The organism is Alkalihalobacterium sp. TH-98 (genome assembly GCF_057473385.1).
Window position 1 is genome coordinate 45,046 of sequence record NZ_JBYCKM010000038.1, and the last position, 25,982, is coordinate 71,027.

Below are 25,982 nucleotides of genomic sequence, written 5' to 3' on the forward strand. Positions count from 1 at the left end.
TTTATGAAAAAAGCACATGAGGTTCATTTCCTAACCTCATGTGCTGCTACTGTTTGGAATGAAAAGCATACCTAACTTCTTCAGCTGCTCTTTGTCCAGATTGTACGGCACCTTCCATGTAAAGTCGCCATTGAGTTGCTGTTTCTGCCCCGGCCCAATGTATAGGACCTACTGGCTCAGTTAAAGCACTTCCGTATTTTGATAACGTCCCAGGTGGAAAATGACTTCCATACCCACCCCGTGTCCACTTGTCATCTGACCAATCTTTTTCGTAGAACTGGATAGGTGTTCCTGCTTTTTCTCCAAAAAATCGTACTAACGTTTTAATTGTTTCCGTTCTGCGGTATTCTTGACCCATTTTACTAAAGATTTGTGCATTCTCCCCACCTATTAAAATCGTCAAAACCCCGAACCTTTGATCTATTGGTGAACTATCCATCGTTAAACTAATTGGACCTTGATCTGAAAATAAGGATCCATTTAAACCAGCTACTCGCCAAAACGGTTTATCATATACAACTACCATTTTCATAACGTAAGGAAAGTCCGATTCCTGTTGTAGTGCAATACGGGTTTCAGGGAGCTCGGGATCAAACTTGATGTTTCCTGTAATATTAGGTGGAACAGTGATTATCACTTTCTGCGCTTTCCATTGTTTCTCTCTTGTAGAAACAACTGCCTTGTTATATGAATCGTATTTAACTTCTTCAACTGGTCGGTTATACTCAATATAATTCTTAAGAGATTCTGCCATGCACTCCACTAATGAAGATGCTCCCTCTCGAATCCAATATTGCTCTGCGGACAATAATTTGTTTACACTTCCGGCCGATTTCAGAAACCAAAAAACATCGAGTGCTGATACATTATACATTTTTGTACTTAATTCTTCTTCTGCCAACAACGTAAAATGAATTTTCCCCTCGTCTGTAAACATCGAAGCATTAACAAAATCCTGCATCGTAATTTGATCAAGGCTTTTTCCCAATTCCGTATTCCAAGGGGCTTCGTCTGGGAGTTGTTTAATTATTTGATTGACTTTCCGTTTAATTTTAAAAAGATCAATAAGAGCTAAGCGTGATACAGGTGGTAAAAACCCGTTCACTTCCTTAACTCTTCCTCTTTGTTCGTAAATCGTTTTCCCTTTTTGATTCGTCGAAACCGTTTCTAGACTAAACTCTGCAATTAATTGTTTCATTCTCTCGTGATGAGGACTAATCCATTGGGCTCCTAAATCTAAGCCAAAACGATCTTCTTTTAAACTATAGATACGTCCCCCTGCACGGTCACGGGCTTCTAGAATTGTAAAAGAAATATTTTGTTTTTTTAATTCAAAAGCAGCTGCCAAACCAGATAAACCAGCTCCGATAATGACAACATCTACTTCGTTATGAGAGTTCTCCACTTCCATTCCTTCTTTCTAACATCTAGAAATTATACTTAGTATTTCCTTAACTACCTTTATTTCATTCTCTTCTACAATAGAGGTTTTGTCTATATAAAGGAAAAAAGGTCACAAATTAGAAAAAAAGATGCTGATAAATAACCAGCACCTTTCCCATTTACTTATAATATTTTCGATAAAAAAGCTTGAGTACGTTCGTGTTGTGGATTACCAAAAATCGCTTTCGGCTCTCCTTCTTCCACAATGTAGCCGCCATCCATAAAAATCACTCGGTCAGCAACTTCTTTAGCAAACCCCATTTCATGAGTTACAATGACCATCGTCATTCCTTCTTTTGCTAAGTCTTTCATAACTTCTAAAACACCACCGACCATTTCAGGGTCTAGAGCAGATGTCGGCTCATCAAACAACATAATGCTAGGTTCCATCGCTAGTGCTCTAGCAATCGCTGCCCGTTGTTTTTGTCCACCCGATAAGTTATCAGGATAAACACTTGCTTTATCTGTCAAACCAACCTTCTCAAGAAGTTCCAACCCAAGCGTCTCAGCTTCAGATTTTGATTTTCCTTTAAGCCGAATAGGTGCAGATGTAATGTTTTGTAGCACGGTCATATGAGGGAATAAGTTAAACTGTTGAAACACCATCCCTAGTTTTTGACGCATTTTATTAATGTTGTTTTTAGGATCGGTAATATCGTTCCCTTCTATATAGATTGAGCCACCAGTTGGTTCCTCTAGACGATTAATACAACGTAAAAACGTACTTTTACCTGAACCAGACGGACCGATGACACAAACAACTTCTTGTGGTTTAATTTCCGCGTTAATATCCTTAAGAACTTCTAAGTCACCAAATGATTTTTTTAAATTTTCGATTTTGATCATGCGACATCCAATCTCCTTTCAAGCCAGCGAGAAAATAACGTTAATGTATAGATTAAGACGAAGTATAGTATGCCGACCATCCCTAAAATCTCAAACGCACGGAAATTCATCGCATAGATGGACTGACCAGACATTGTTAATTCGGCAATACCGATAACGGAAAGAAGTGATGTATCCTTTATACTAACGATAAATTGATTTACGAACGCTGGAATCATTCTTCGAACAGCTTGAGGTAAAATGATAATACGCATCGTTTGTGCATAAGAAAAGCCTAACGTACGACCTGCTTCCATTTGTCCTTTGTCAATGGAATTAATTCCAGCTCGGAAGATTTCAACTAAATAGGCCCCAGCGTTAATACTGATAGCAATGACACCTGCTGTAAAGGCAGTAAGTGTAATATTTGTCGCTGATGGAAGACCAAAATAAATAAATAAAATTTGTACTAATATCGGTGTGCCGCGAATTAAATCAACATAAATGGTTGCTATAGCTCGTAACAGCTTATTTCTAGAAATACTACATAGTCCAAAAGCTAAACCAATGACCAATGCAATTAAAAGGGAAATGACCGTAATAAGAACCGTAACCCACATCCCTTTTAATAACACTGGCATCGCATCGATGATTATCTGTAAAGTCTCGATTGTAAGTTCCTCCTTATGATTAAGTAAAAAAGGTGAGACCTAATCAGTCACACCTTTAAAACCCGTTATTCACCAAAATACTGATTGTAGATTTCTTCATATTTTCCGTTCTCCATAATAGTAGAGAGTCCATTGTCCATTTTCTCAAGTAGTCCTTCTGCACCTTTAGATACAGCGATTCCGTAATCTTCACCTGTTAAACGTTCACCAACGATACGTAATTGTGTATCTTCACCATCCGTTGAAATCTTATAAGCAACACTTGGGTAGTCGTTCACCAATGCATCAGCGTTACCTGATAAAATTTCCATGTACATCGTTGCATCTTCTTGGAGAACCGTTACATCACCGTTATACTGTTCTGCAAATTCTCTCGCCTTTTCAAGACCAGATGTTCCTTGTTTTCCAACGATCTGGGCACCTTCTAAATCTTCAATGCTATTAATATCACTATCTACTGGAACAACCAGTGATAAACCAGATTCAAAATAAGGTTGTGAAAAATCAACTACTTCTGCACGATCATCGCGGATTGTAATCGCAGATACAGCTGCATCTACTTGATTTGCTTGTAATGCAGGGATAATACCATCAAACCTCATGATCTCCCAGTTAACTTTTAAGTTCTCTTCAGCCGCAATTGCTTCGATAATATCAATATCAAATCCTGTTAAATCTCCATCCACTATGTACTCAAACGGTGGATAATCTTGTACAACAGCAACTGAAATCTCTTGTGCTTCTTCCTGCGTACCTCCATCACCTGCTGCTTCACCTTGAGTTTCATCAGCAGTCCCACACGCTGCCATGCCTAGTAAGAGTGCAGATGTTACAAGACCACCCATCCATTTCTTCATCTTACTGTTTCTTTTTCTTTCTAATTTTTTCAAGTTGTTTGCGCCCCTTTCTTTTTTGTAAAGCGAAAGTAGTGTCATTCATCACATACTTTTACAAACTTCTTTCATACATTTTATGTTAAACATATATACATTTTTTCACAAATTCTGTATTTACTGATATTTTAGTATTCATGCTGTTAATTTATAATAAGGGTTTGTTAACTATAATACGTAGCCGTTTCCTCCTAAATAACGGAAGATCCTCCATATCCCTAGGAATTTGCTTAATTAAGTTTTGAAATAGTTAAATGTGTACAAAGAGACATTTATTTCCTTGTCTACATACATAAACCATAAACCGTAAAGAAAAAAAAAAAAAACTGTAGAGTGATCTACAGTTTTCATAAAGGATTAAGTGTTTTTACTCGTAATTGATTTACTTTTTCATAGTAATATTGAAGATCGAGGTCTTGAAGGACCTTTTTATTAAAACTTTTATCTATGTACTGGCTAAAGGTCCAGATCTTATTTTTTATCTGTTGATCATTTTCTTCTGCAATCATAATTAGAGCTTCATAAGTGGCAAGCATGATTGATATATCTTCCCGACTGTAATGACAGATCTGATAAAAAGTGACGTAAAGTATTTCCTCTACTGTTTTTTGATGAGCAACCACTCGTACGACAGATTGATCGGAATACATAATGTAGTTTCCATCTTGTTTACATGCTTCTGCTAATAATTTTCCTAAGTGCAAAATTCCATCTATTGCTGTATTTGGATCATTAATACCTGGGGACAAAGCCCTAAGTGTTACTTCTACCACTTTTTGTATACCAAAATCAACATCCTGTAAAATCGTGCGATCATTACCCACTTCTACGTATTTATGAAAATTGATCTTCGGTTTTTTATGTTGATAGTAAACGTTAAAAATGGTTTGGTTTGTAGTGATAAATGTGCCGATTGCAGGAACGATTTCTACGTAAAGATCATCCTTTTTCGCTCTTTTTAATAAGTGATCATATTGAAAAAGTTGAATATATCCGAATGTCCTGCTTTTTACTTCCATTTTAGTGAATCCCTCTGGGACTAGCTTAGGCTTGTTAAAGGTAATACTTATCGTTTCCGTTTTTCTTTCTGGCTTTTTGCGATTATAGACCGTATCAAGTGTATGTCTAGTCAATTCGCTAATTAACTTATTGACTTGAATAGAAGTCGCTACAAAATGAATAAAATAAGCGAAAAAGGCTAAGCAAACGATGGAAAATAGCACACCAATTGTCCCTGCTATCACTTCATGTTCTAGGTCCTCTCTCATAAATAATAGAGAAAGGATGGAGTACATAAACCCTCCCATATAAATTCCTAACACCCGCATCGTCACTTTATTCGTTACAAAATCTGAAAGCGTTCTCGGTGAAAACTGTGAGGAATAAGTTGTCAGAACGACCATAATTGTAGAAAATGTGATTGTAATCATCGTTAATAAAGCCGCAGCAATAATCCCTAATATCGTCTGGGCAAGATCAACACTAATTAATATAGTTGCAGGAAGTGTAGCTTCTACTCTCTCGCCATGTACAGTATCTAACCAAATGATGAAAAGAGCTAATACGGTAGCTAATACACAATAAACGCTGGGTATAAGCCAAATGTTTTTTCGTACCTTCAACACGAGATTATAAATCATGTACTACCAACCTCCTTGTCACATGAGTAAGAGGGTTCGCTAGACATAAGTTTTCCACACCTGACTAATGAGTAGAGATGTTCCCTTCTTTTAACTCATTTCGTTCTTGTTCATGGTCAAATTCGGTTTCAGATAAATTCGTAATGAGTATATTTAAGCAAACGAACAAGATCACTAGCCAAAGCCACCATTTTTTCCAAATCGGTTTCTTTTTTTTCATCGAAATCTAATCCTTTACTATTAAACTTCATGTATCACTAGAATAGCCAGTAGCCATTCTTTTATACTTTAATTAGATTATTGAGTGGTCATAACAAAAAGCATCTATAGTCAACTGACTATAGATGCTTTTTGTTATTAGTTACAAACAATTTATATTAGCCTATACGCTTTTTCATCTTTGACAACATTTTTAGAGATTTACCAGTACCGATCGCGACGGACTCTAATGGACTTGGTGCTAGCATAACGGGGACAACAATTTCTTCACTCAACCAATCCTCAATCCCATTTAAAAGAGCCCCTCCACCGGTTAGGATAACCCCTCGATCAACAATATCCCCACTTAATTCAGGCGGGCAATCTTCAAGTGTTGCACGAATGGCTTCTAGAATATGAAATAGATCTTCTTTCATTGATTCTTGTATTTCTGTTGAATTAATTGTAACGTTTTTAGGAAGTCCAGATACAAGGTCCCTTCCTCTAATTTCAATTGTTTCTTGCTCATGATCGCAAGGCGCGTAACCAATGTCCATTTTAATTTGTTCAGCTGTTCGTTCTCCAATTAATAAGTTGTACTTTTTGCGAATGTATTGAATAATATCCTCATCAAACTTGTGACCGCCAATACGAATCGATTGACAAGAAACTACACCGCCAAAAGAAATGATCGCTACTTCCGTCGTTCCCCCACCAATGTCAACGACAACATTAGCAATTGGTTCATCTACTGGCAATCCAGCACCAATTGCAGCTGCAACGGGGCCTTCAATGAGCTCCACTTGTTTAGCCCCACAACTTCTGACCGCATCGATGATTGCACGTTGTTCGACCGATGTAGAGCCTGAAGGAGCACAAATGATGACACTCGGCTTTCTAAACGACAACCCTAGCTTCTTTGCAGATAATTTCATCACATGTTTGAGCAACATCGCTGTTACATCAAAATCAGCAATGACTCCATTTTTTAATGGACTAACCACTCTAATGTTTTCGGGCGTTTTCCCCACCATTTGCTTGGCATCCATTCCAACGGCTACAACTTCATGAGAATGCTTGTTAATCGCAACGATGGATGGTTCATTTAATATAATCCCTTTTTCTTTACTATATACAAGGATATTAGCTGTTCCTAAGTCTATACCTAACTCAAAATTCATAAACATAGCTATTTCACCAACTTTTTTATTCTTTACTGTTAGGTCATTTTATCAGTTATTTAAATAGTAGAAACAGCTTCTAACGCCTTATCTTCTATGTAATTTCATGTAGTAATATGTAATGAATCCCCGAAAAAAAGGAAGATCGAACGATCATTTGTTAAATAATGGATCGATAACACGACTTTCTAATCAATAACAGCAGTACCTAAAAGACTAGTTTATATTTTATTAAAATGGTCCTTTACAAACGTTTGTGTCGCTTCTGGAACTTCGATATGAATAAAGTGGCCCGCATCTGGGATAATGTGAACTTTAGCCTGAGGGAATTCTTGATCACGAAGCTTATAAGCGTAATCTGTCGAGACATACGGATCGTTTTCTCCCCAGATAATCGTTACAGGTTTATTTATTTCCTGCAGTTTTCCTTGATAAGGTATAACTTTTTTCATATCACCGGAACGATATAATTCTAAAATGACAGATCTCGTGTCATCACTTGAAAAGATTTGGAAAAAGTCTTCAAGCACATCTTCACCCACACCTGGAACTTCTTTTTTCATCCCAGCAAACCATAATTCTTTATTCGCCATTTGCTTAACAAGTTCTTCCCCTTTCCCTGGTGTTTGCCAAATTTGTGCAGCTTTATGCCAAGTATAATCAGGAGTAAACGTCGTATCTGTAATGATTAAACTATTTACTCTTTCAGCATTTGAACTCGCCCATCTCAGCCCAATTAATCCACCCCAATCGTGTAAAACGATATGAACCTGATCTAACTGAAGCTCATTTAAAAAGTCAGTTACAAACTGTTCATAACGCTCCCAGCTTGAAGTTTCTTCAAAACGTTCACTTTGACCAAAGCCTGGTAAGTCGGGGGCTACCGTCCGATACCCTTCAGAAACAATCGCAGGTATGATTTCCTTCCATAACATACTCGATTCAGGAACGCCGTGAATAAGCAATACAACCGGGTCATCAGTGTGACCGAAGTCTAGATAAGCCACATTTTGACCTTTGATTTTGATTTGTTTTTTTAACTCTCTTCTTACTTCTACTTTCTGCACTTGTTTTGACATTGTATCCTCCTAAGAAAAGCGCAAGCGCCCGTTTAGCGAATTCTCGCTAGTCACTGGGTGCTTGAGCTAGACATCTTTGAATTTTATACTTTTTTAAAATAATGACACCAAATACTAACCATTCAGTATTTGGTGTCATGTCTAATATTACGATCGTTTCGTTGCTACCATCGTTAAACCATGATTTGGTCTTAATGTAATTAACGGGATTTGTTTTACCGTTTGATCTTCAGCAAGTGTTAATTTATACTTTTGACCGATCGTTGCTAGAATAAGAACAGCTTCCATGATTGCTAAGTTATTACCGATACAAATTCGTGTTCCACCACCAAATGGGAAGTATGCATACTTCGGAATTGTTCTTAATAAATCGCCTTCAAAACGTTCCGGGATAAAATCATGCGGTTGGTCAAAATAGCGTTCGCTGCGTTGAACTGCATACTGACTCATTCGGAAGTTATCACCTTTATTAAATGTTACGCCACCAATCTCAACTGTTTCAAGAGCTTCACGTCCGATCTCATAAGCAGCTGGATATAAACGCATAGACTCTTGTAGAATGCAGTTTGTATACGAAAGTTGTCGGACAGACTCAAGTGTTGGTTTTTCGCCCTTAAGAACCGTGTCTAGTTCGTTCCAGAACTTTTGCTCTACTTCAGGGTGTTGTGAAATTAAGTACCATGTCCAAGTTAACGTATGAGCTGTCGTTTCATGACCCGCTAAGAAGATTGTCATAACTTGATCGTATAATTCTTTATCCGTCATAGCTGATCCATCTTCTTCATATCGAGATGAAATTAACATTGATAGTAGATCATGTTCATGATCTCCGTTTTCAATTAACTTTCTCTTTTCTTCGATAATTGCATAAATAACTTTATTTAACGTCTTCACTGCTTGGTATAATTTCATCTGATTTTCTTGTGAAGGGTTTCCATTAATGATTTTATCAACAAAAGTACTTGCGAAATTACTAAAAGATTCATCAATATCACCTAATAATTTCTCATCGAGTTTCGTACCGAACATCGTTTCAGTGATGATGTTCAATGTTACTTCCATCATTTCCTTTGAGATTAGTAGATTTTGTTCATCTTGCCAATCTTTCATTAAGTTGTCTGCATTTTTAACCATTAAATCCGCATATTGGGCGATGCTCTTCATATGAAATGAAGGTTGTGCCAGCTTACGTTGTTTTTTATGTTTTTCACCTTCACTTGTTAAAAGACCTTCTCCAAGTAGAAGCATTAATCCATCATAGTCTTTACCCTTTTTAAATGACTTTTGTTTTTTTACTAGAACTTCCTCAATGTGATCTGCATTGAATAAGAAAAAGTTTTTTTCATCCTCACTTTTTGTAGGAATTTGTACGATATCATGCTCACCGTACTTATCTAGCAAATGTAATGAAGCTTTTAAGTGGCTAGTGAATAATTCTGCTGCTTCTTCTGGTGTAGCTTTAGGAATTTTCTTTTCAACGATTTTTTCCATGTTAATACCCCTATCTGATTTTTCTGATATTTTTTAATATACTAATATTATATTGTTAATTCTTTTGAATTTTCAACAATATTTTTCCATTAATAACAAAAACTTGTCGATCATTTCCGACAAAAATCTTCAGTTTTATGACTTTGTCCTTATGCTTTTAATATAAAATTTGTCGAATTTTTGCATAAACTTTGATAATCGAAGCATTTTTTCAGTTAACACTTTTTAAAAATATTATTAAGTGATAGTAAACAACTTTTTTTAAGATGACAAAAATAAGCAAGAGGAAAGCTTAATGCTCTCCTCTTGCTTATTTATATTATTAAATTAATTACCAGTGTTTACTAATGTACGGAAGCTATTCTCTAAGCGACGAGCCGCATTAATATTTTGTGTTCTAGCATATTGGATATACTCATCTGTTAGAGAAGCCCACGCTTTACGGCGATTACGGCGGTAGTTAATATATTGCTCAGTGTTTTGTTCTATACGATCTTCCACACGGTTAATCATATCAAACATTTGTTTCATTGGTGTTACAGAAATTTGTTCTAATCTGCTTGTAACATCACGCCATTGATTTTGTACTTCTTTAGACTTTTCTGATGGTTCTCTTTGTAATCTTTCAGAGATATTAGAAGTAATTCCATTATAAACTTCTTTATTTGTATTTCGAGCTTCTTGGTAAAAACCTTTGAGTGTTTCTCGGTAGTCCTGATTAAATTTTCTCGTTTGCTTTAATGCATTTAGATATGCATCGTATCTTTCATCTGTTTGAGTACGATAGCGAGCTAGTGCCCCCTCGTATTGATCCCATAATGTCTCTACTAGAGTATCAGTTACATGATTTGTTTCATTCTTTTGCTTCGCCTTTTGACTCATCTTCGTTCCTCCTCATTTGTTTTTCAAATTCCTCTATCTTATCCTCCTTTTTAAAAGAAGGGATGTAGAGCTCAAGAAAACTAGAATACATATTGAAAAATTGATCAAGCATTGACTGGTAAAGTTCAAGCTTTTTCGCATAACCCTGTAAATAGTTTCTTCCTACATCTGTAATAGAATATAGTCGTTTTGCTGGCCCGCTTCCTGTTGTATCCCATTCAGATTTCACAAGGTTTTCGCTTTCAAGTTTTCTTAACAATCGATACAAGTTTCCTTGATCAACCGTTTGAAAACCAAATGCTTGTAACTTTTGAATAAGCTCATAACCGTGAAGAGACATTCTACTTAAGATTAATAAAATGAATGGCAATACAAAATTTTTTGAAGGCACGATAGAAGTATCTTTTTTTTCATTTGCCATAGTTATACACCTCTGGAAAAATTCTTATAGGTGTATTTTACACATAGAGGTCATATTTAGTCAATAGTGCATATACTTAAATTAAAAGATTTGTGTCAATTTGGTTAACATTCCAAAATATTGGGTAAAACGTTATAAGAAACTAAATTAAACCTAGGAGGTTTTTATATGCATACGGTGAATGTAAACAACATCCCCGTCCACTACCAACGTCTCGGAAATGGTGAGCCACTCGTTTTAATTCATGGTTTAGGTGAAATTAAAGAAGGTTGGGTTGACCAACATGAACTAGCAGATCAATACGATCTTATTATCCCAGATTTACGCGGACACGGCGAAAGTGAAACTTATGAAGGCATATCCATTAAAAACTTTGCCAGCGATGTTTTAGGGTTACTTGATGCACTTAATATTGAAAGCGCTCACATTTGTGGCTTGTCCATGGGTGGTACAGTTGCTCAAGAAATTTACAGGCAAGCGCCAGATCGTTGCCGCACTTTAACCTTTGTTAGTACTTTTCACTATGCACCTAAATTACTCGGAAGGTCTTTCTTAAGATTTAGAAAGTTTCGAGCAAAGTTATATACCCCTAAGAAGGCTAGAGATATTGCAGCACGTACTTGTCTCTACGCCTGGGATGAAGAAAAATCAAATAAATTTCTTCAATTCTATAACCCTAAACCGAATAGTTATCAAAAATCAATGGAAGCTTGTCTTGCAATCGACAACCGTAAGCTCTTACCGCAAATTAAAGTTCCAACGCTTGTCATTGGGTGCCAATACGACACAGTTGTCCCATTATGGGTCCAAATTATGATGCATGAAAGCATTCCACACTCTGAGTTGGTAATTTTTAGAAACGTGGGGCATATTGCTAAGCTTGAAGATACTGAGAGGTTTAATCATACCCTTCGTACGTTTTTAAATAAGAACAGGCAAGAACAATTTGTATAGACACTATTAAAGAAACATAATTGTGGGAGGGGCTATGTCCTTCCCACAATTTATTGTATTAAAGCATTTAAGCAAATATTACTTTGTTTTTGCAATTAAATTTGAACGTTCTGTTAACCATTCATCTAGTAATACAGGGAACTTCCCAGATAATGCTAAGGAAACATGGCCAGCTTCAACTAACTTATACGTCTTATCTTCACTAGAAACTAACTCCATAATAGGCAGGCTCTGTTCCTCTGGAATTAGGTGATCATACTTAGAAGTAACGACTAATAAGTCAGCTTTTATATTCGCTAAGTCGACCTTCTTGCCGCGAATCGTTAATTCACCTTTTACGAGCTTATTGTCTCGACCAAGATCATTTGCTAGTTGTTTGAAAGCCTCTCCAGTGAACGGTACATGTTCTTTCGTCCACTTATCTAAGCGGCGCCATCTTTCTACAAATCGATCATCATGTGCTTTTGTCAATAACTGCACATATGGCGTGAAATAGACAGGAGCTGAGATCGAACGGAACATAGCATTGACAAAAGCTGGTGGCATATTGCCATACACTTCAATCAGTCGATCAACGTTATAATCGCCTTTTCTCATTCCTTCTACCCATTTATCGGGTGCAGATTGTACACTGAAATCGATTGGAACAGTGGCTACGATTAAATTTTTAATAGGTTCTTCAGCAATAGCTGCATATATAGAAGCAATTGTTCCACCTAGGCAGTAACCGATAACTGAGATCTCTTCTGCTCCAGAATGACGCAGCGCTCTCCGAACACCTTTTTGAAGGTAATCAAGGATATAATCATCCAAGCTAATACCCTTATCTTCATAACCTGGTGTACCCCAATCAAGTAAATAGACGTCATAACCTAATTTAGTAAGGCCTTCAATAATACTTGAACCTGGGTTTAAATCTAAAATAAACGGCTTATTAAATAAAGAATATACAAAGAATAAAGGAACATCATATTTCTTTTCAACCGCTGGATAATACCATAATGTAGATTTATTCTTCTTCCATACCGCTTGTCTAGGGGTATGACCTACTTTTGGATCAGACTCCATTTCACTCATAATGTTCATGAAACGACTCCACCGCTTCCATTCTTTTGCCATATCAAAAGTTGGGAAGGGAACAGTGTTTTTTTCTCGTGTTTTAGTTGTCACTTGGGCTCCTCCATTTCAATGATTACTTTTCGTTTTCTCCAACAAGTACTGGTTCTAATTTTTGTTCGTTATTTTGATTTTTATCTTGTAACAGCCCTTTTAGGGAAGTAAGTTCTTCTTTAATATCGCTTAATTGAGCGAGCTCTGCTTTTAGCTCTTCTAACTCAGCTTTAAGTTCTTTTGTTTCAGTAACTTCTTTCTTCGTTTTAGTTAGTTCTGTTTTAAGCTGCTTTGTCACCTTTACAACTTCACGAGAGATTTCTACTACACTTTCAATCTCTTGATTTGTATTGTTGAATGAGTCTGACAAACTCCAAATTTGTTCTTCTAATAGATCTAGTTTTTCTTCCGTTTGAAGTGCCAACTTTGAAACGTTCGCTAAGTCCGTTTTTGTCGGGATATTTAATTGAGTAGCTAACATTTCTTGGTTTCTACGTAAAAGTTCTAAGTATCTAGAATGTGCGTCTGAATTCACTTTAGCATAACGAACGAACTCTGAATTATTCGTCCATAAATGAATCATATCGTTGATTTGTTTTTCCCATCTGTCGCTAAATTTTTTAAAAGTATCGTATGGATCATATGATCTGTTTGATGACATATTCCTCTCCGCCCTTCTTTATTTTTAGTATTAGGATTTCACTTCGCTAGAACGTTCGATGTACTTATTAAAAGGAAATAAAACGTTTTTCAATTGTTTTGAGAAAAGGTTAATCATTCCTCTTTGATTTTCATGAATGATATTTAACGTTGACTTTAAGTTGTCAAGAAATTGAATGCGGCTTTTCTTTCTGAACTCGATATACTGTTCCACCGATTTTACATAGTAATCTAAGTGTTCGCCGTTAGCGAAAGGTCGCAGCTGTAACTTAGATAGTTCTGTTGTTTTACTTTGGAAGTTATCCATAACTTTATTGATCTCTTCATAAGACTTAATTGGAAATAAATATTGTAATGACGTCGTTGATGTTAACAGTTCTTCACGAGCCGTTTTTTCCCACTCGCGTTGCTCTTTTACTAGCTGGTCTAGTAATTCTTTAGCGTTACTTTGATTTCTTTTCATATTTTCAATGATGCGCTTTGTGTTGCGAAGTAGTGCTTCTTCGCGAAGGCTCGCTCTTTCATTCCAAGCATCCAATTCTTGTAATGATTGTTTCCAAAGTAAGTCTAAACTTGTTACTTTTTCTTCTACTTCTACTTCTACTTCTACAGCTTCTTTTTCTTGTTCCATTTGTTATTCCTCCTTATATGTCTTTCATTTTTATTAGGAATTACCGCAACGATTAGTTTGCTAGTAAGTCTTTTAATTCATCTTGGAGTAATTCTAGCTTTGTTTTTGGTTGTAGAAGTTTTACTTCTTTCTCAAGAAGTGTCTTCGTCTTTCTCAGTTCAAAAAACAATTCCTTCAGCATTTGATTTTGCTTTTTATTGGATTGAAGTAAACTGAACAATCGTTCTTCTAAATCATCCGTTTTATGCTCCAGCCTTATTATGATGTTGGCCATCATCGCAAGCTCATTTTTTGTTGGAACGTTCATTGTTTTTAACCATTTTTCCGCGTTCTTTCTCTTGTCCAGTACACAATCAAGATGTGCTTCTAGCATTTTCCCAGACAATTGAACATATTCGGGACAATTTAATGTAGAGATGAGATCGTTGTTCCATTCTTCTTCTAGTTGCTTGTAATGTTCGTATAGATCGAAATTGTTGTCAGTCATTCTCTTCTGCCTCACCTATCTACTACTAACCGGTTGGTATGTTAACCTTATAATATAACTAATTTTCTAATTTATCAATTATATTTTTCCAAAAAATTAAAATTTTTCTAAAAAATATTATTTTATTTTAATATACTAGCCTTAAGAGCTGTAAATTAGCTCATAGACACTATATACCTATTATGTCAGAAGAACTGAAAATAACGATTTACCATAATAAATTATATAAATATAGATTTTCCGCTGTTATTCTATTACTAAAAAAGATAAAGTCCACGATAGTACTAAATAAAAAGTACTTGTATTCCTATAATTTTCATATAATATTAAATAAAATATCCATATTTTTCAAGAGGAGGTATATTGTAATGCCAACTACAAATTCGAATGGTGCTGAAATCTATTTCGAAGTCCATGGAAAAGGTGAACCTTTACTATTAATTATGGGACTCTCTCATAATTCCTTATCTTGGTTTCGGACACTACCTGAGTTAGCAAAACACTATAAAGTTATCATTTTTGATAACCGCGGCTGCGGTAAGAGCGAAACACCAACTTCCCCCTATTCGATTGAATTGATGGCTGAGGATGCTCGCGCAGTTTTGGATGCAGCCGAAGTTGAATCTGCTCATGTTTATGGTATTTCGATGGGAGGCATGATCGCCCAGCGTTTAACCCTGCTCTACCCTGAACGTGTAAAGTCACTCGTTTTAGGTTGTACAACAGCTGGTGGTCCAAACCATGTTCAACCGTCGATGGAAGTATCTATGCAAATGATGGCTCGAGCTAACTCTCAAGCTACTCCTGAGGAAATGGCTTGGGAAGCAGCTTCTATAATTTACAGTTCATCTTTTATTGAGACAAACCGTGACATTATCGCTGAAGATATTAAAAAACGAATTGAAATCCCAACATCTGCGAAAGGGTATATGTTACAATTGCAAGCATGTCTAGGGCACAATACAGATGAAGAACTCCATCAAATAAAGTGTCCAACCCTCATTATTCACGGTGATGCCGACGTACTCGTTCCTTATCCAAACGGCCAAAATTTAGCTAATAAAATACCTAACGCTGAACTTATCACCATTCCCGGGGCTGGGCATATCTATACTTCCGAAGCCCCTGACCTGGTGCATAATAAATTGCGAGAATTTTTAGGTTCCCAAAAATAAGATTGTAGATAAAAAGTGCCATGACAAAATATGACAGGGCACTTTTTATCTTTTAGATGACAGCTGCGCTAGCCCCTCCATCAACAACTAGTGTATGACCATACACATAATCAGATGCCTTAGATGCTAAGAACAATGCTGCACCTTTCATATCATAATCTGAACCGAAACGCCCTGCAGGTGTATGAGCAAGTAATTTTTCACCCGCTTCATCAAGTACTCCTTTTGCCATTTTCGTAGGGAAGAATCCTGGTGCAATTGCATTAACGTGAATGTTGTAACGAGCAAGCTTTACGGCAAGATCTTTTGTAAACGTAATTACAGCACCCTTACTTGTCGCATAACCAATCGCATCCATCACATCAGGGTTTTGGCCGCCAGTACCTGCGATTGAGGCAATATTAATGATTTTTCCAGACCCCTGATCCGCCATTACTTTTCCTACTTTTTGAGAGAACATGAATATTGCTTTTACATTAACATCCATTACTTTATCCCAAGCTTCAACAGGCATTTCTAGTGCAGGCGCACCCCAAGAAGCTCCACTATTATTAACTAAAATATCGATACTTCCGAACTCTTTTAGTGTTGTTTCGACAACAGCATCAATATCTTCCTGTTTCGTAACATCACATTGTAATGCAATGGCTTTTACTCCCTTTGCTTTTAACTTCTCGCTAACTTCCTGACACGCTTCAAGCTTACGAGAACAAACAACGATATTTGCACCTGCTTCAGCATAGGCATTAGCAATTTGTTCTCCTAAACCTCTTCCCCCACCAGTTATAATTGCTGTTTTATTAGTTAGATCGAATAATTCTTTAATTTCCATTTCTTGTTCCTCCATTTGCTTCGAGTATTAGTATAATTTAGGCGCCAATACTTGTTGGTCTAAGACACTTTGCTTTAGCAGATTAAAAGTACTTGGCGCCTTTGTTATAGATTAAATTAATGAGTTTTAGCTGCTTCCTCATCACGAAGAGCGCGTCTTAATAGTTTACCTACTGCTGTTTTTGGAAGTTCATCGCGGATCTCAACAAACTTTGGTACTTTATAAGGAGCTAACAGTGATTTTGTAAATAGAATAATATCTTCTTCTGTGGCTGTTTTTCCATCTTTTAAAGTAACAAATGCTTTTACCGTTTCTCCACGGTAGGCATCTGGTACCCCAACTACGATTACTTCTTGTACTGCTTCGTGCTGGTATAGCACTTCTTCAATTTCACGTGGATAAACATTGTAACCGCTTGCAATGATCATATCTTTCTTACGGTCTACAATATAGAAGTAACCCTCTTCGTCCATACGTGCCATATCACCAGTGAATAACCAACCATCTCTTAATACCTCATCCGTAGCGTCTGGACGTCCCCAGTATCCTTTCATAACTTGTGGACCTTTAATTACTAACTCACCAACTTCTCCTACTGGAACTTCAACGATTCCATCTTCTGTTTCTTGAATAATTTTAGCTTCAACACTAGGAAGAGGAATACCAATACTTCCAACAACTCTTTCGCGGAAAGGCGGGTTGAAATGTGTCGTTGGTGACGCTTCAGATAAACCAAACCCTTCGCATAGGTTACAACCTGTACGTTTTTCAAATAAGTGAAGTTGTTCAATCGGCATTGCAGATCCGCCGCTATTGAAATAAGGTACTTGATCAAACCCATAATCCTCTAGGTTTGGATGACTGTTTAATGCAACATACATTGTAGGTACTCCTGAGAATTGGAACGGCTTTTCACGCTTGACAGTTTCAACTACTTCTTGTACGTCAAAGCGTGGTAAGATGATTTGATTGCATCCTGCTTTAAAGCCTAGGAATACGTTACACGTCAATCCATAAATATGGAACATTGGAAGAACACTCATAATTTTCGGATTATCAGGGATGTCAATTGCTCTAAACATAAAGTCATAGATTTGTTCAAGGTTTGAAATTAAATTACGGTGAGTTAACATAACCCCTTTTGAGACTCCTGTTGTACCACCAGTGTATTGAAGCATTGCAACATCTTCTGCTGGATTTACTTGAACTTGAGGAGGAGTCTCTGCCTGCAGCTGTAAAAAGTCATCGAAGTAATAATCGCCTTCTGCAAGTGTTGTCGTTTGCTGTTGTAAGCTCACTACGATAATATGTTTAAGGTTCGTGTTTGCCTGTACTTGTTTAACGCGAGGATATAGAAGATCTAAAACGATCATATATTCCGCACCTGAGTCTTTTAACACATGCTCAATTTCTCTTTCAACATACATTGGATTGACTTGAACACCAATCCCTCCAAGACGAGATGCAGTAAATAATGAAAAAATATAATGAGGTGTATTTGGTAACATGATCGCTAATCGATCACCTTTATTAAACCCAATACTATGTAATGACGCTGCGTATTTTTCAGAGATACCATATACTTCATTAAAACTAAATGTTTTATTATAAAACGTAATGGCCGTTTTAGGACCGAACTCCTTTACTGAGTTCAATAAGACATCAGTAAGAGAAATGTTTGGGATGTTTGCGTTTTCTCCAATTTTTTCATCGAAATGTTTTAACCATGGCTTTTCACTGTACACTGTCATGTTAATCCCCCTTATAATAATGTCAATTTTCGTCAATACCAACCGGTCAGTTAGTAAATGGTAACTTATTACCCCTCACACGAAAATTATAGTAATAGCTTTACACTTAGAATTATTAAGTTTAATAACAAGTTTGTAAATAATTGTTTGTCGACAAATAAAGTCATTCGATGGCAATTGTTGTCGATTAGTTTGTTAATAAAAGTTGTTTAATGTCTGTTAATCCTTGTCATATCAAAGATGTTTTCGTTGAATTCCGATGGAGAAGTGTATCGAATTTTGACGTACGAATTTTAAGGAAATTTCAGAAAAATTAGTCTTCTACTCATTATTTACTTGTTTTTAACTAGAAAAGATGAATGCATGAATTAATTTTTTATCTTTTATAACAGAGTCGTATGGTATTGTGCAATACAAACACATAATGCTTTAGAACTACCTCTATTACACTATAGTTGTAGAATTTTTAAATTTTAAGTAAGAGTTGTTTTCCATGCTAGACTATGAAGGAAAATAAAAAACTGACCCTTAAAGAAGAGTCAGCTATTGCAATACTATAATTTTTACTGTATCAGATTATCTATTAAAAGGTTTACTGACATTTTCTATTCAATCATTTTTGCTTATATTTATCCGTTTTTACATCAAAACTACTTCTTTTTTATACCCAAGAATTATCGTTTTAAACATTTTCTCATCCATGTTCAATACTTCGTTATTCGTTTCATTTAATAGTTGTTTCGTGTTCGAAATGTCGAAATAAATATTACGGTTGAAATACACTGCGAAGCTTGAGATGAAATCGTTCAATACCCTTTCTTCCTTAGATAGCACGATATCTTCTTGGTTACTAAATTGAATTTCAGGTAAATTTAGTAACTGTTGAATTAACTCCAGCCCCTTACTATTTACAGGGGGACTAGGATTTGTAATGTGATAAATTGTCTGATTTTGTGCATTCGACAAACCAGCTAATAAAACATGACATACATAGTCAACAGGTACAAAGTTTTGACTGCCAAAAGGGTTACCAATAATATTAAACGTTTTCACCTGATCATTTCCAACTCTAGTAATACGCTTCTTAAAGATCTCAAGTCCCTTCAAAAAGCCATATAAACCAAACGCTGAGTCCGTTTGTCCTGTTTTCGAGTCGCCTACGATAATCGCTGGTCTAAAAATAGCAACCTTCATTCTTTGACCATAGTCCATTACTAAATGCTCAGCTTTACATTTGGTTTCTTCGTACGCATTATTAAATTTTCCACTCAAATCATGTAATGTTTCGACAGCATGCTCTTTTTCTCCTAAAGTATAAGCTGTACTCACATAATAATAGGATTTGACTCCCATATCTCTAGCAAACTCTAAAGTATTTTTGGTCCCAATATAGTTTATTTGATGAAGTTCATCCTGTTTTTTAAAATCAAATGATAATAGTGCAGCGATATGGTAGAAAACATCAATGTTATTCAATAATTTGTTTTGATCCTCTTTAGAAATGGATAACTCTTTATTTGAAAGGTCTCCTTCAATAACCTCAATCTGAGAATGTAAATCACTAGGGATTTTATTAAGTAAAGTCTGGCTCTTCTTTTTGGATCGTGCCAACACATATACTTTATGTTTTGACTGTAATAACTGTAAAATGAGTTGCGTACCTAAAAAGCCTGTACCTCCGGTCATAAATATATTCATCTCGTTGCCCCTTTCCGGTAAAACTCTCGGTCAAGTATAACAAAAACTAGCCACCATATCGCCCAAAAATCTTTCAATTTTGTGAAAATACAACGTTAACACTATAGCAAGTGGATAAAATGGAGTCACCAACTACTAATAGTCTAACGTATAATATACTAATCCTTATGGTGATACCTCGAACTGTAAGAAATATAAATCGAATTAAAACAGAGTTCAAAAAGTGTCCTATATACAGGACACTTCTGTGAATCGAACATTTATGCAAGTGGTGTGTTTTTGAATATTTTTATATCTGAAACTTATGTTTCTTTAGCCAAAAGCAACCTGCTCATTTTTATGCTCTTAACCCGATTTTCTTAAATCCGTCTTTTCCCTTTTAGCAGACAACTTCTTGTCTAATAACCCAGTTGTTAAGTATACACCTAGAAATACAAACAATCCACCTAAAACTTGAACGAATGTTATCATCTCACCTAAGATCATACTGATGATTGCTGTGAAGACTGGGATAAGGTTTAAAAATATTCCAGACTGACTCGCACCAATTTGTCGGACAGCGATGTTCCAAAAAATAAAAGAACCAACCGATGGAAACAGCACAAAATAAACAATTCCTGTTAATGCAAGTGGGCTTAGGTCTGGTATCGGAAATCCTTGTGAAAACGCAAAAGGCGCTAAGAGTGTCATTGCAAATAATGTTGAAACTGCCGTTGCAGAAATAGGCGGTAACGTTAGGCGTTTTCCTATAATGGAATAAAAAGTCCAAACGATTATCGCTCCAATCATAAATAAATCACCTTTATTAAAGTCGAGATATACTATTCGACTAATCTCGCCTTGCGTTAAAATAACAACCACTCCAACTAAAGAGATGAAAAACCCGAGAAGCTGAAGTTTTGACAATTTTTCTTTTAATAGTATCACAGAGGCTACAACGATAACGGCTGGGTTCATCGCTGCTACTAACGATGCATTCGTTGATGAGGTAAACTCTAAGGCAGAGTACAAAATTAAATTGTAGCCAATTATTCCAAGGACTCCGATCATTATGAGAAAAGGCCAATCTTTTTTGATAAGCTTCCAATTCGGCTTTTCTACAAAGTAAGCAATCGGGAATAAAAGAAATAATGCTAAAACCCATCTTGAAAACGTCATCCATATTGGATCCATCTCGTTTACTACATAACTACCAAAGACAAAATTACCTGCCCAAAATAAGGTCGCCAGAATAAGCATGAGCCACACTTGATATTTCTTCACGATAAGCACAACCTTTTATGTATTTTAAGTTTGTTTTCATTAGTTGTTTCCTCACATATTTTTTAATTTGACTTTTATGTGCTTAGAAAGCAAGAGGAATAAGACAAAAAACCCTTTTCATACGTTCTATTTAAGGGGGTGAAGTATATGGAAATGATGAAGATCCCACTTGCAAAGATAACTCCTGCTTTTGAAATACAACGGTGTAAGAGTGTAATAAACAACATTAAGCAATACATGAATTATAAAACCGTACTGTACATTCCTCTTTTTGTTGAAAAGCAGTCAAACGATAACTACCTACTCATTGGTAACTACCAAGATTATTATGCTATTAAAGAAACCTTTAATGATACCGAAAAAAACATACTGCTTCCTTGTGTCATCATCAATACATCCATCACTAGAAAAGAGCGTCTCTTGATCATAATTCGTTATCTATTACGCTACTCTACACTAGGACCTCTTGATAAGCACGCACTGTTTGTTCAACTAAGAAAACATATTACAGCAGAAACACTCGCTAAAGAAACAGGACTCACAACTCAAGAAGTGAGTGAATGTTTATTTCACCCTAACATCCCGGATCGGTTTCGTAAGTTGTGTTATTTAAATCGACTACTCATCCTTAATAAAATTGAAAAACTTGAATTGGCTGTAGACTTAAAAGAGAAATTATATTACTTAGCTGTCTTGCCAGAAAATGACTCAAAACGACTAACTTATGAAAAGCTCATGTGCTTTAGTCGTTTTTTACGTAACTTCAAAAAACAGCTAGGAAAGATTTCAAAAACAGATAAGGAAACGCTGCTTATTAAAATCATTGAGTCAGATATTTATATTGAACAATATCTAGAATCCCTATTGTATGAATATACCCATCACTACAAACGAATTACCACACATATTTTTGTGAAAAAAGAATTGAATACGCTTCCCTTCCCTGCGAAAACAGAACAAAGCCTTATTAAGATCAAATTAAAGAATAGAATACTGTTAACCTATTAGAAAAGCTTTGTACTTAAAATAATATAACGAAAAGGGTTCATTCTATGAACCCTTTTCCCTTTCACGGGCGAAAACCTATATCTTAACAACTACTCTACCACGAACTTGGCCTTTTAAAATAGAACTTAAGTGTTGTGGCAAATCGTTAAATTCACTTTCAACAGCAATCTGTTCCAAGCTTTCAGGTTTATATTCGTTTGCCATACGTTCCCATATTACCCTTCTAACCTCCATTGGACAATACACTGAGTCGATTCCTAACAAATTAACTCCTCGTAAAATGAATGGAAAGACGGTGGTCGCAACGTCAATTCCTCCAGTTAACCCGCTTACCGCTACAGATCCACCGTAGTTCATTCGACTGAGGAGGGCAGCTAATGTGGTTCCTCCTACAGGATCAATTGCACCTGCCCAATATTGCTGATCAAGGGGACGGATTTTTTCAGGAACTACATCTCCACGAGTGATAACCTCATTTGCTCCTAGTGTATGTAAATAGTCATGCTCTCCTGCCTTGCCTGTACTAGCTACGACTTCATAGCCCCGTTTATGTAGAATAGCTACGGCAATACTTCCAACTCCTCCAGTTGCACCCGTAACAAGTACTTTTCCCTTTTCAGGAGTCAACCCGTTTTCTTCTAAGCGTTGAACAGACAAAGCGGCTGTGAAACCAGCTGTTCCATAGATCATCGCTTCTTTTAATGTTAATCCTTTTGGTAGAGGAACTATCCAATCCCCAGGAATACTTGCATATTGACTATATCCTCCAAAATGTGAAACACCAATTTCGTAGCTCGTAGCGATGACCTCGTCTCCTTCTTTATATCGTGGATCAATCGAAGATACGACAGTTCCCGCTAAATCGATTCCTGGAATAAACGGGTAAGATTGAACAATCTTGCCTTTAGGAATACTTGCAAGACCATCTTTATAGTTTACACTTGAATATTGAACTTCGATTAACACTTCGCCCTTAGGCAATTCACCGGTAGAGACATTTTTAAAATCAAGTGAAAAATCGTCCTCTGTTTTATTGACAACTAGCGCTTTAAATACTTTATTCACCTTAGTATCCCTCCCAAAAGTAATCTTTACAAGATAATTATAACAATAATTATTCTGACTGGTCAAAATATTCATGAAATTAATTTTATAGTATACTATAGAAAAGCGATACAAATAAGGTGGGAATTCCTATGAAGAAAAGGGCAATAGAACGACGTGAACAAATTTTAAAAGCAGCATTTCACGCCGTTGCAGATAAAGGATTTGAAGCAGTAACCTTACAAGATATTGCTGATTATGCGGGAGTAAGTAAGGGGGTTACAAATTACTATTTTCACAATAAAGAAGATGTTTTTCTTTCTTTGCTAGACTGGGTAACAAGACAAATTTATAAAAATGAATGCCAAGCGATTAATGACCAACCGACTGCTAAAAAAAAATTAGAAGCATACATACATTCAGTTTTTATTAGTCCTGAAAAAAATCGTACGTTTTATAAAGTGTACCTAGATTTCATTGCTCAAGCGAGTCGAAATGAAAGATATCAGCAAATCAACCTTCAGTTTTATGAAAATTGTTGGGGATTAGGAAGAGAAATCATTGCTGTCGGGCAAGAGGAGGGTGTCTTTTCAAAAGAACTTGACCTCAACCAATCTGCTAAAATGATAAGAGCAACTATTGATGGTTGTTTAATCCAATGGTTAATGTGTAATCAAGATGATCTTCATGAACTTTATAAGAAAAGTTGCTTAGAAACGATTGTTCGTTTTCTTAGATGATAATAAAAGGGTTTGTGGTCGGAGAGATTGATACATTTATCCATTACAATATAGCTCAGGGTGCAAATGCCGAATGGCTTAGCACCCTATATATTCTGATGTGATTATATATCTTTGGAACCACCGTTTGCTTTCTTTTTTGTATTATTCAACTGCCGATTTTTTTGTTGATTTTCAACTGCGATATTTCTTTCACCGCTGTCTGCAAGCTCTTCTGCAAACTCATGGTCTACTACATCATCACTTAAAACAAGGTCTAAAGGTCGACCTCTATGTTTTCTATGTGGCATGTTCACCCCTCCTTCTCAGCTTATTTTTTGTCAGTAATATCTTTTTTATGATTTAAAAATCAACCACTATTGCTGATTTATAATGTAAATATTACTACCTATTTTGTATTTCCCCTTTTCCTCCTACTTTTTTCTTCACAAAAAAGAGGCCAACATTTAAGTCAGCCTCAAATCATTATATTAGTTAACAGATTTACGTCTTTGAAGTTCAGCTAAGATCGTTGGATACTCTTTGTCAATTTTAAACATAAGCAATAAGATGATTTGAACCACAGCTAAAGCTAATGGAATATAAATATTTAATGCTAAAATCATATGAATAGCTAAAGCAGGTTGCTCAGCTGCCCCGCCTAAATATCCTCCAATACCTAATAGCCAACCAATTAAAGCGAGTCCAATGCCAGTTCCAATCTTAATTCCAAAGCTAGCCCCACTATTGACAAGTCCTTCTGTTCTCAAGCCAGTTTTGTATTCACCATATTCAATCGTATCGTTAATCATTGCAAATACTAATGCAATTGCCGGCATTGCTCCTAAACCTGCTATAACTGTTCCAATTAAGAAAGTTGTTAAGTTTGTCGGATCTATTCCTTTTACTATTTGTCCAACAATAAATACAGCAGCCCCAAGCATCGCTACATTTCTCTTTCCAATTTTAGCAACTAACGGTCCGATAAAAAACAAACCAATAATCATTGGGCCGGATAAAGCAAGTCCAATAATTGGGAACAGGTTAATATCACCTAAAACCCATGCTGCATAATATAAACCAGCACCTTGTGTTAACCCAATAGTGGCATAGAACGTAACACAAAATGCCGTTACAATGATCCAATATTTGTTACTAAATAAAGATTTCAATGATTTTTTAACACCTAGTCTCTCTTCCTGGTGAATTGATGTGGAAACTGCTCTTTCCTTTACGAAGCGGAACGTAATTAACAAGCATAGAACAGTAACAAAACCGTATAATGCAGCTAAAGTAGTCCAGCCTATTGAAGCTGCTAGCGGTTGAGTTAAAGTCATAACAATCATCGTACCAACCATAATAAAGATGGCAGAATAAATATTTGATAACGAACGACTATGCTGGTGTTGCGTCATGACTCCAAGCAATGTTTTATAAGGAATAGAAACAGCTGTATACAATAAAATAAATAGTATGTACGTAATGTATGCATATACAACCTTACCATTACTGCTAATGTCCGGTACAGAAAACAGTAAGACAGTAGTAATCGCTAACGGCAAAGACATCCACAGCAACCAGGGACGTGCTTTTCCATGCTTAGATTTAGTGCGGTCAACAACAGACCCCATACCTAAATCCGTAACACCATCAAAGAGACGTGCGATTAACATAAGTGTTCCTACTGCACCAGCAGCCAATCCTGCAACATCTGTATAGTAAAATGTTAGGAAGGCTCCAATCAATGTCCAGACTGAGAAAATTCCAAAACTACCTAAAGCATAGGCCCACATTTCTTTTTTTCTAGGTTTTTCAACTTCAACTGGCTTTTGTAAAACAGCATGATCATTTAGTTTTTTTGCTAACATGAACGAGTCCCCTTTCGCTACTGCAATAAAATTTGGTTTTTTTCGTCGTAAGTTTGAA

The 25,982-nt window shown here is 36.1% G+C and carries 26 protein-coding genes; 4 read left to right on the forward strand and 22 right to left on the reverse strand.

The features are described 5' to 3' along the window. Nucleotides 1-46 precede the first annotated feature (46 nt). The 11 genes from AC2VNP_RS13580 to phaQ form a co-directional block, all read right to left on the reverse strand. Nucleotides 47-1,411: a flavin monoamine oxidase family protein gene (locus AC2VNP_RS13580; RefSeq protein ID WP_486917842.1), complete on the reverse strand. Its 1,365-nt coding sequence runs from the start codon at nucleotides 1,409-1,411 to the stop codon at nucleotides 47-49. A gap of 155 nt (nucleotides 1,412-1,566) precedes the next feature. After that, nucleotides 1,567-2,289: an amino acid ABC transporter ATP-binding protein gene (locus tag AC2VNP_RS13585; RefSeq protein ID WP_486917843.1), complete on the reverse strand. Its 723-nt coding sequence runs from the start codon at nucleotides 2,287-2,289 to the stop codon at nucleotides 1,567-1,569. Then, nucleotides 2,286-2,909 (reverse strand): amino acid ABC transporter permease, encoded by a 624-nt coding sequence (locus AC2VNP_RS13590; protein WP_486917844.1) that lies wholly within the window; start codon nucleotides 2,907-2,909, stop codon nucleotides 2,286-2,288. The genes AC2VNP_RS13585 and AC2VNP_RS13590 overlap by 4 nt, the downstream gene beginning before the upstream one ends. 95 nt (nucleotides 2,910-3,004) lie before the next feature. Continuing rightward, the gene (locus AC2VNP_RS13595; RefSeq protein ID WP_486917845.1) at nucleotides 3,005-3,829 is read right to left on the reverse strand and encodes a transporter substrate-binding domain-containing protein; all 825 of its coding nucleotides are present in this window, start codon (nucleotides 3,827-3,829) and stop codon (nucleotides 3,005-3,007) included. Nucleotides 3,830-4,179: 350 nt separating this feature from the next. Then, nucleotides 4,180-5,472, reverse strand: coding sequence for a DUF2254 domain-containing protein (locus AC2VNP_RS13600; protein ID WP_486917846.1), 1,293 nt, complete (start codon nucleotides 5,470-5,472; stop codon nucleotides 4,180-4,182). A gap of 64 nt (nucleotides 5,473-5,536) precedes the next feature. Continuing rightward, nucleotides 5,537-5,692 (reverse strand): hypothetical protein, encoded by a 156-nt coding sequence (locus tag AC2VNP_RS13605; protein ID WP_486917847.1) that lies wholly within the window; start codon nucleotides 5,690-5,692, stop codon nucleotides 5,537-5,539. A gap of 157 nt (nucleotides 5,693-5,849) precedes the next feature. After that, nucleotides 5,850-6,857 carry a rod-share determining protein MreBH gene (gene mreBH / locus AC2VNP_RS13610; protein WP_486917848.1) on the reverse strand — a complete coding sequence of 336 codons (1,008 nt, stop codon included), beginning with the start codon at nucleotides 6,855-6,857 and terminating at the stop codon, nucleotides 5,850-5,852. Between the two features lie 215 nt (nucleotides 6,858-7,072). Continuing rightward, nucleotides 7,073-7,930, reverse strand: a complete 858-nt coding sequence (locus tag AC2VNP_RS13615; protein WP_486917849.1) for an alpha/beta fold hydrolase — start codon at nucleotides 7,928-7,930, stop codon at nucleotides 7,073-7,075. A gap of 147 nt (nucleotides 7,931-8,077) precedes the next feature. Further along, nucleotides 8,078-9,421, reverse strand: coding sequence for a cytochrome P450 (locus tag AC2VNP_RS13620; RefSeq protein ID WP_486917850.1), 1,344 nt, complete (start codon nucleotides 9,419-9,421; stop codon nucleotides 8,078-8,080). A 327-nt stretch (nucleotides 9,422-9,748) separates the two neighbouring features. Beyond that, nucleotides 9,749-10,303, reverse strand: coding sequence for a hypothetical protein (locus AC2VNP_RS13625; RefSeq protein ID WP_486917851.1), 555 nt, complete (start codon nucleotides 10,301-10,303; stop codon nucleotides 9,749-9,751). Next, nucleotides 10,275-10,724 carry a poly-beta-hydroxybutyrate-responsive repressor gene (gene phaQ, locus AC2VNP_RS13630; protein ID WP_275119108.1) on the reverse strand — a complete coding sequence of 150 codons (450 nt, stop codon included), beginning with the start codon at nucleotides 10,722-10,724 and terminating at the stop codon, nucleotides 10,275-10,277. The genes AC2VNP_RS13625 and phaQ overlap by 29 nt, the downstream gene beginning before the upstream one ends. Before the next feature lie 168 nt (nucleotides 10,725-10,892). Between phaQ and AC2VNP_RS13635 the strand changes: the two genes are divergently transcribed. Continuing rightward, nucleotides 10,893-11,678, forward strand: coding sequence for an alpha/beta fold hydrolase (locus AC2VNP_RS13635; RefSeq protein WP_486917852.1), 786 nt, complete (start codon nucleotides 10,893-10,895; stop codon nucleotides 11,676-11,678). A gap of 78 nt (nucleotides 11,679-11,756) precedes the next feature. Here AC2VNP_RS13635 and AC2VNP_RS13640 read toward each other — a convergent pair whose 3' ends face one another. Genes AC2VNP_RS13640 through AC2VNP_RS13655 form a run of 4 tightly spaced genes read right to left on the reverse strand, consistent with a single transcriptional unit; the run spans nucleotide 11,757 to nucleotide 14,566 of the window. After that, nucleotides 11,757-12,848 carry an alpha/beta fold hydrolase gene (locus tag AC2VNP_RS13640; protein ID WP_486917853.1) on the reverse strand — a complete coding sequence of 364 codons (1,092 nt, stop codon included), beginning with the start codon at nucleotides 12,846-12,848 and terminating at the stop codon, nucleotides 11,757-11,759. A gap of 22 nt (nucleotides 12,849-12,870) precedes the next feature. Next, the gene (locus AC2VNP_RS13645; RefSeq protein WP_486917854.1) at nucleotides 12,871-13,449 is read right to left on the reverse strand and encodes a polyhydroxyalkanoate biosynthesis repressor PhaR; all 579 of its coding nucleotides are present in this window, start codon (nucleotides 13,447-13,449) and stop codon (nucleotides 12,871-12,873) included. A 30-nt stretch (nucleotides 13,450-13,479) separates the two neighbouring features. Beyond that, nucleotides 13,480-14,079 carry a hypothetical protein gene (locus tag AC2VNP_RS13650; RefSeq protein WP_486917855.1) on the reverse strand — a complete coding sequence of 200 codons (600 nt, stop codon included), beginning with the start codon at nucleotides 14,077-14,079 and terminating at the stop codon, nucleotides 13,480-13,482. A 52-nt stretch (nucleotides 14,080-14,131) separates the two neighbouring features. Then, nucleotides 14,132-14,566, reverse strand: a complete 435-nt coding sequence (locus AC2VNP_RS13655) for a hypothetical protein (RefSeq protein ID WP_486917856.1) — start codon at nucleotides 14,564-14,566, stop codon at nucleotides 14,132-14,134. Between the two features lie 368 nt (nucleotides 14,567-14,934). Here AC2VNP_RS13655 and AC2VNP_RS13660 point away from each other — a divergent pair, with 368 nt between their 5' ends. Continuing rightward, entirely contained in the window at nucleotides 14,935-15,741 is an 807-nt protein-coding gene (locus AC2VNP_RS13660; protein ID WP_486917857.1) for an alpha/beta fold hydrolase, read from the forward strand. A gap of 52 nt (nucleotides 15,742-15,793) precedes the next feature. Here the strand turns inward: AC2VNP_RS13660 and AC2VNP_RS13665 are convergent, their stop codons facing one another. The 4 genes from AC2VNP_RS13665 to AC2VNP_RS13680 form a co-directional block, all read right to left on the reverse strand. Beyond that, nucleotides 15,794-16,573 (reverse strand): SDR family oxidoreductase, encoded by a 780-nt coding sequence (locus AC2VNP_RS13665; RefSeq protein WP_486917858.1) that lies wholly within the window; start codon nucleotides 16,571-16,573, stop codon nucleotides 15,794-15,796. 116 nt (nucleotides 16,574-16,689) lie between these two features. Continuing rightward, a complete protein-coding gene (locus AC2VNP_RS13670; RefSeq protein ID WP_486917859.1) occupies nucleotides 16,690-18,324 on the reverse strand; it encodes a long-chain-fatty-acid--CoA ligase in 1,635 nt (544 codons plus the stop codon). Between the two features lie 639 nt (nucleotides 18,325-18,963). Beyond that, nucleotides 18,964-20,022, reverse strand: a complete 1,059-nt coding sequence (locus tag AC2VNP_RS13675; protein ID WP_486917860.1) for an SDR family oxidoreductase — start codon at nucleotides 20,020-20,022, stop codon at nucleotides 18,964-18,966. 345 nt (nucleotides 20,023-20,367) lie between these two features. Beyond that, nucleotides 20,368-21,285, reverse strand: coding sequence for a DMT family transporter (locus AC2VNP_RS13680; RefSeq protein ID WP_486917861.1), 918 nt, complete (start codon nucleotides 21,283-21,285; stop codon nucleotides 20,368-20,370). A 147-nt stretch (nucleotides 21,286-21,432) separates the two neighbouring features. Here AC2VNP_RS13680 and AC2VNP_RS13685 point away from each other — a divergent pair, with 147 nt between their 5' ends. After that, a complete protein-coding gene (locus AC2VNP_RS13685) occupies nucleotides 21,433-22,293 on the forward strand; it encodes a hypothetical protein (protein WP_486917862.1) in 861 nt (286 codons plus the stop codon). 75 nt (nucleotides 22,294-22,368) lie between these two features. On the opposite strand, the gene AC2VNP_RS13690 is transcribed toward AC2VNP_RS13685, so the two are convergent. After that, complete coding sequence (locus AC2VNP_RS13690; protein WP_486917863.1) at nucleotides 22,369-23,358, reverse strand: NADPH:quinone oxidoreductase family protein; 990 nt, start codon at nucleotides 23,356-23,358, stop codon at nucleotides 22,369-22,371. A 131-nt stretch (nucleotides 23,359-23,489) separates the two neighbouring features. On the opposite strand from AC2VNP_RS13690, the gene AC2VNP_RS13695 reads away from it, so the two are divergent. Continuing rightward, nucleotides 23,490-24,077, forward strand: coding sequence for a TetR/AcrR family transcriptional regulator (locus tag AC2VNP_RS13695; protein ID WP_486917864.1), 588 nt, complete (start codon nucleotides 23,490-23,492; stop codon nucleotides 24,075-24,077). A 104-nt stretch (nucleotides 24,078-24,181) separates the two neighbouring features. Here the strand turns inward: AC2VNP_RS13695 and AC2VNP_RS13700 are convergent, their stop codons facing one another. Then, entirely contained in the window at nucleotides 24,182-24,367 is a 186-nt protein-coding gene (locus AC2VNP_RS13700; protein ID WP_486917865.1) for a hypothetical protein, read from the reverse strand. Between the two features lie 180 nt (nucleotides 24,368-24,547). Then, nucleotides 24,548-25,924, reverse strand: a complete 1,377-nt coding sequence (locus AC2VNP_RS13705; protein ID WP_486917866.1) for an MFS transporter — start codon at nucleotides 25,922-25,924, stop codon at nucleotides 24,548-24,550. Nucleotides 25,925-25,982 lie beyond the last annotated feature (58 nt).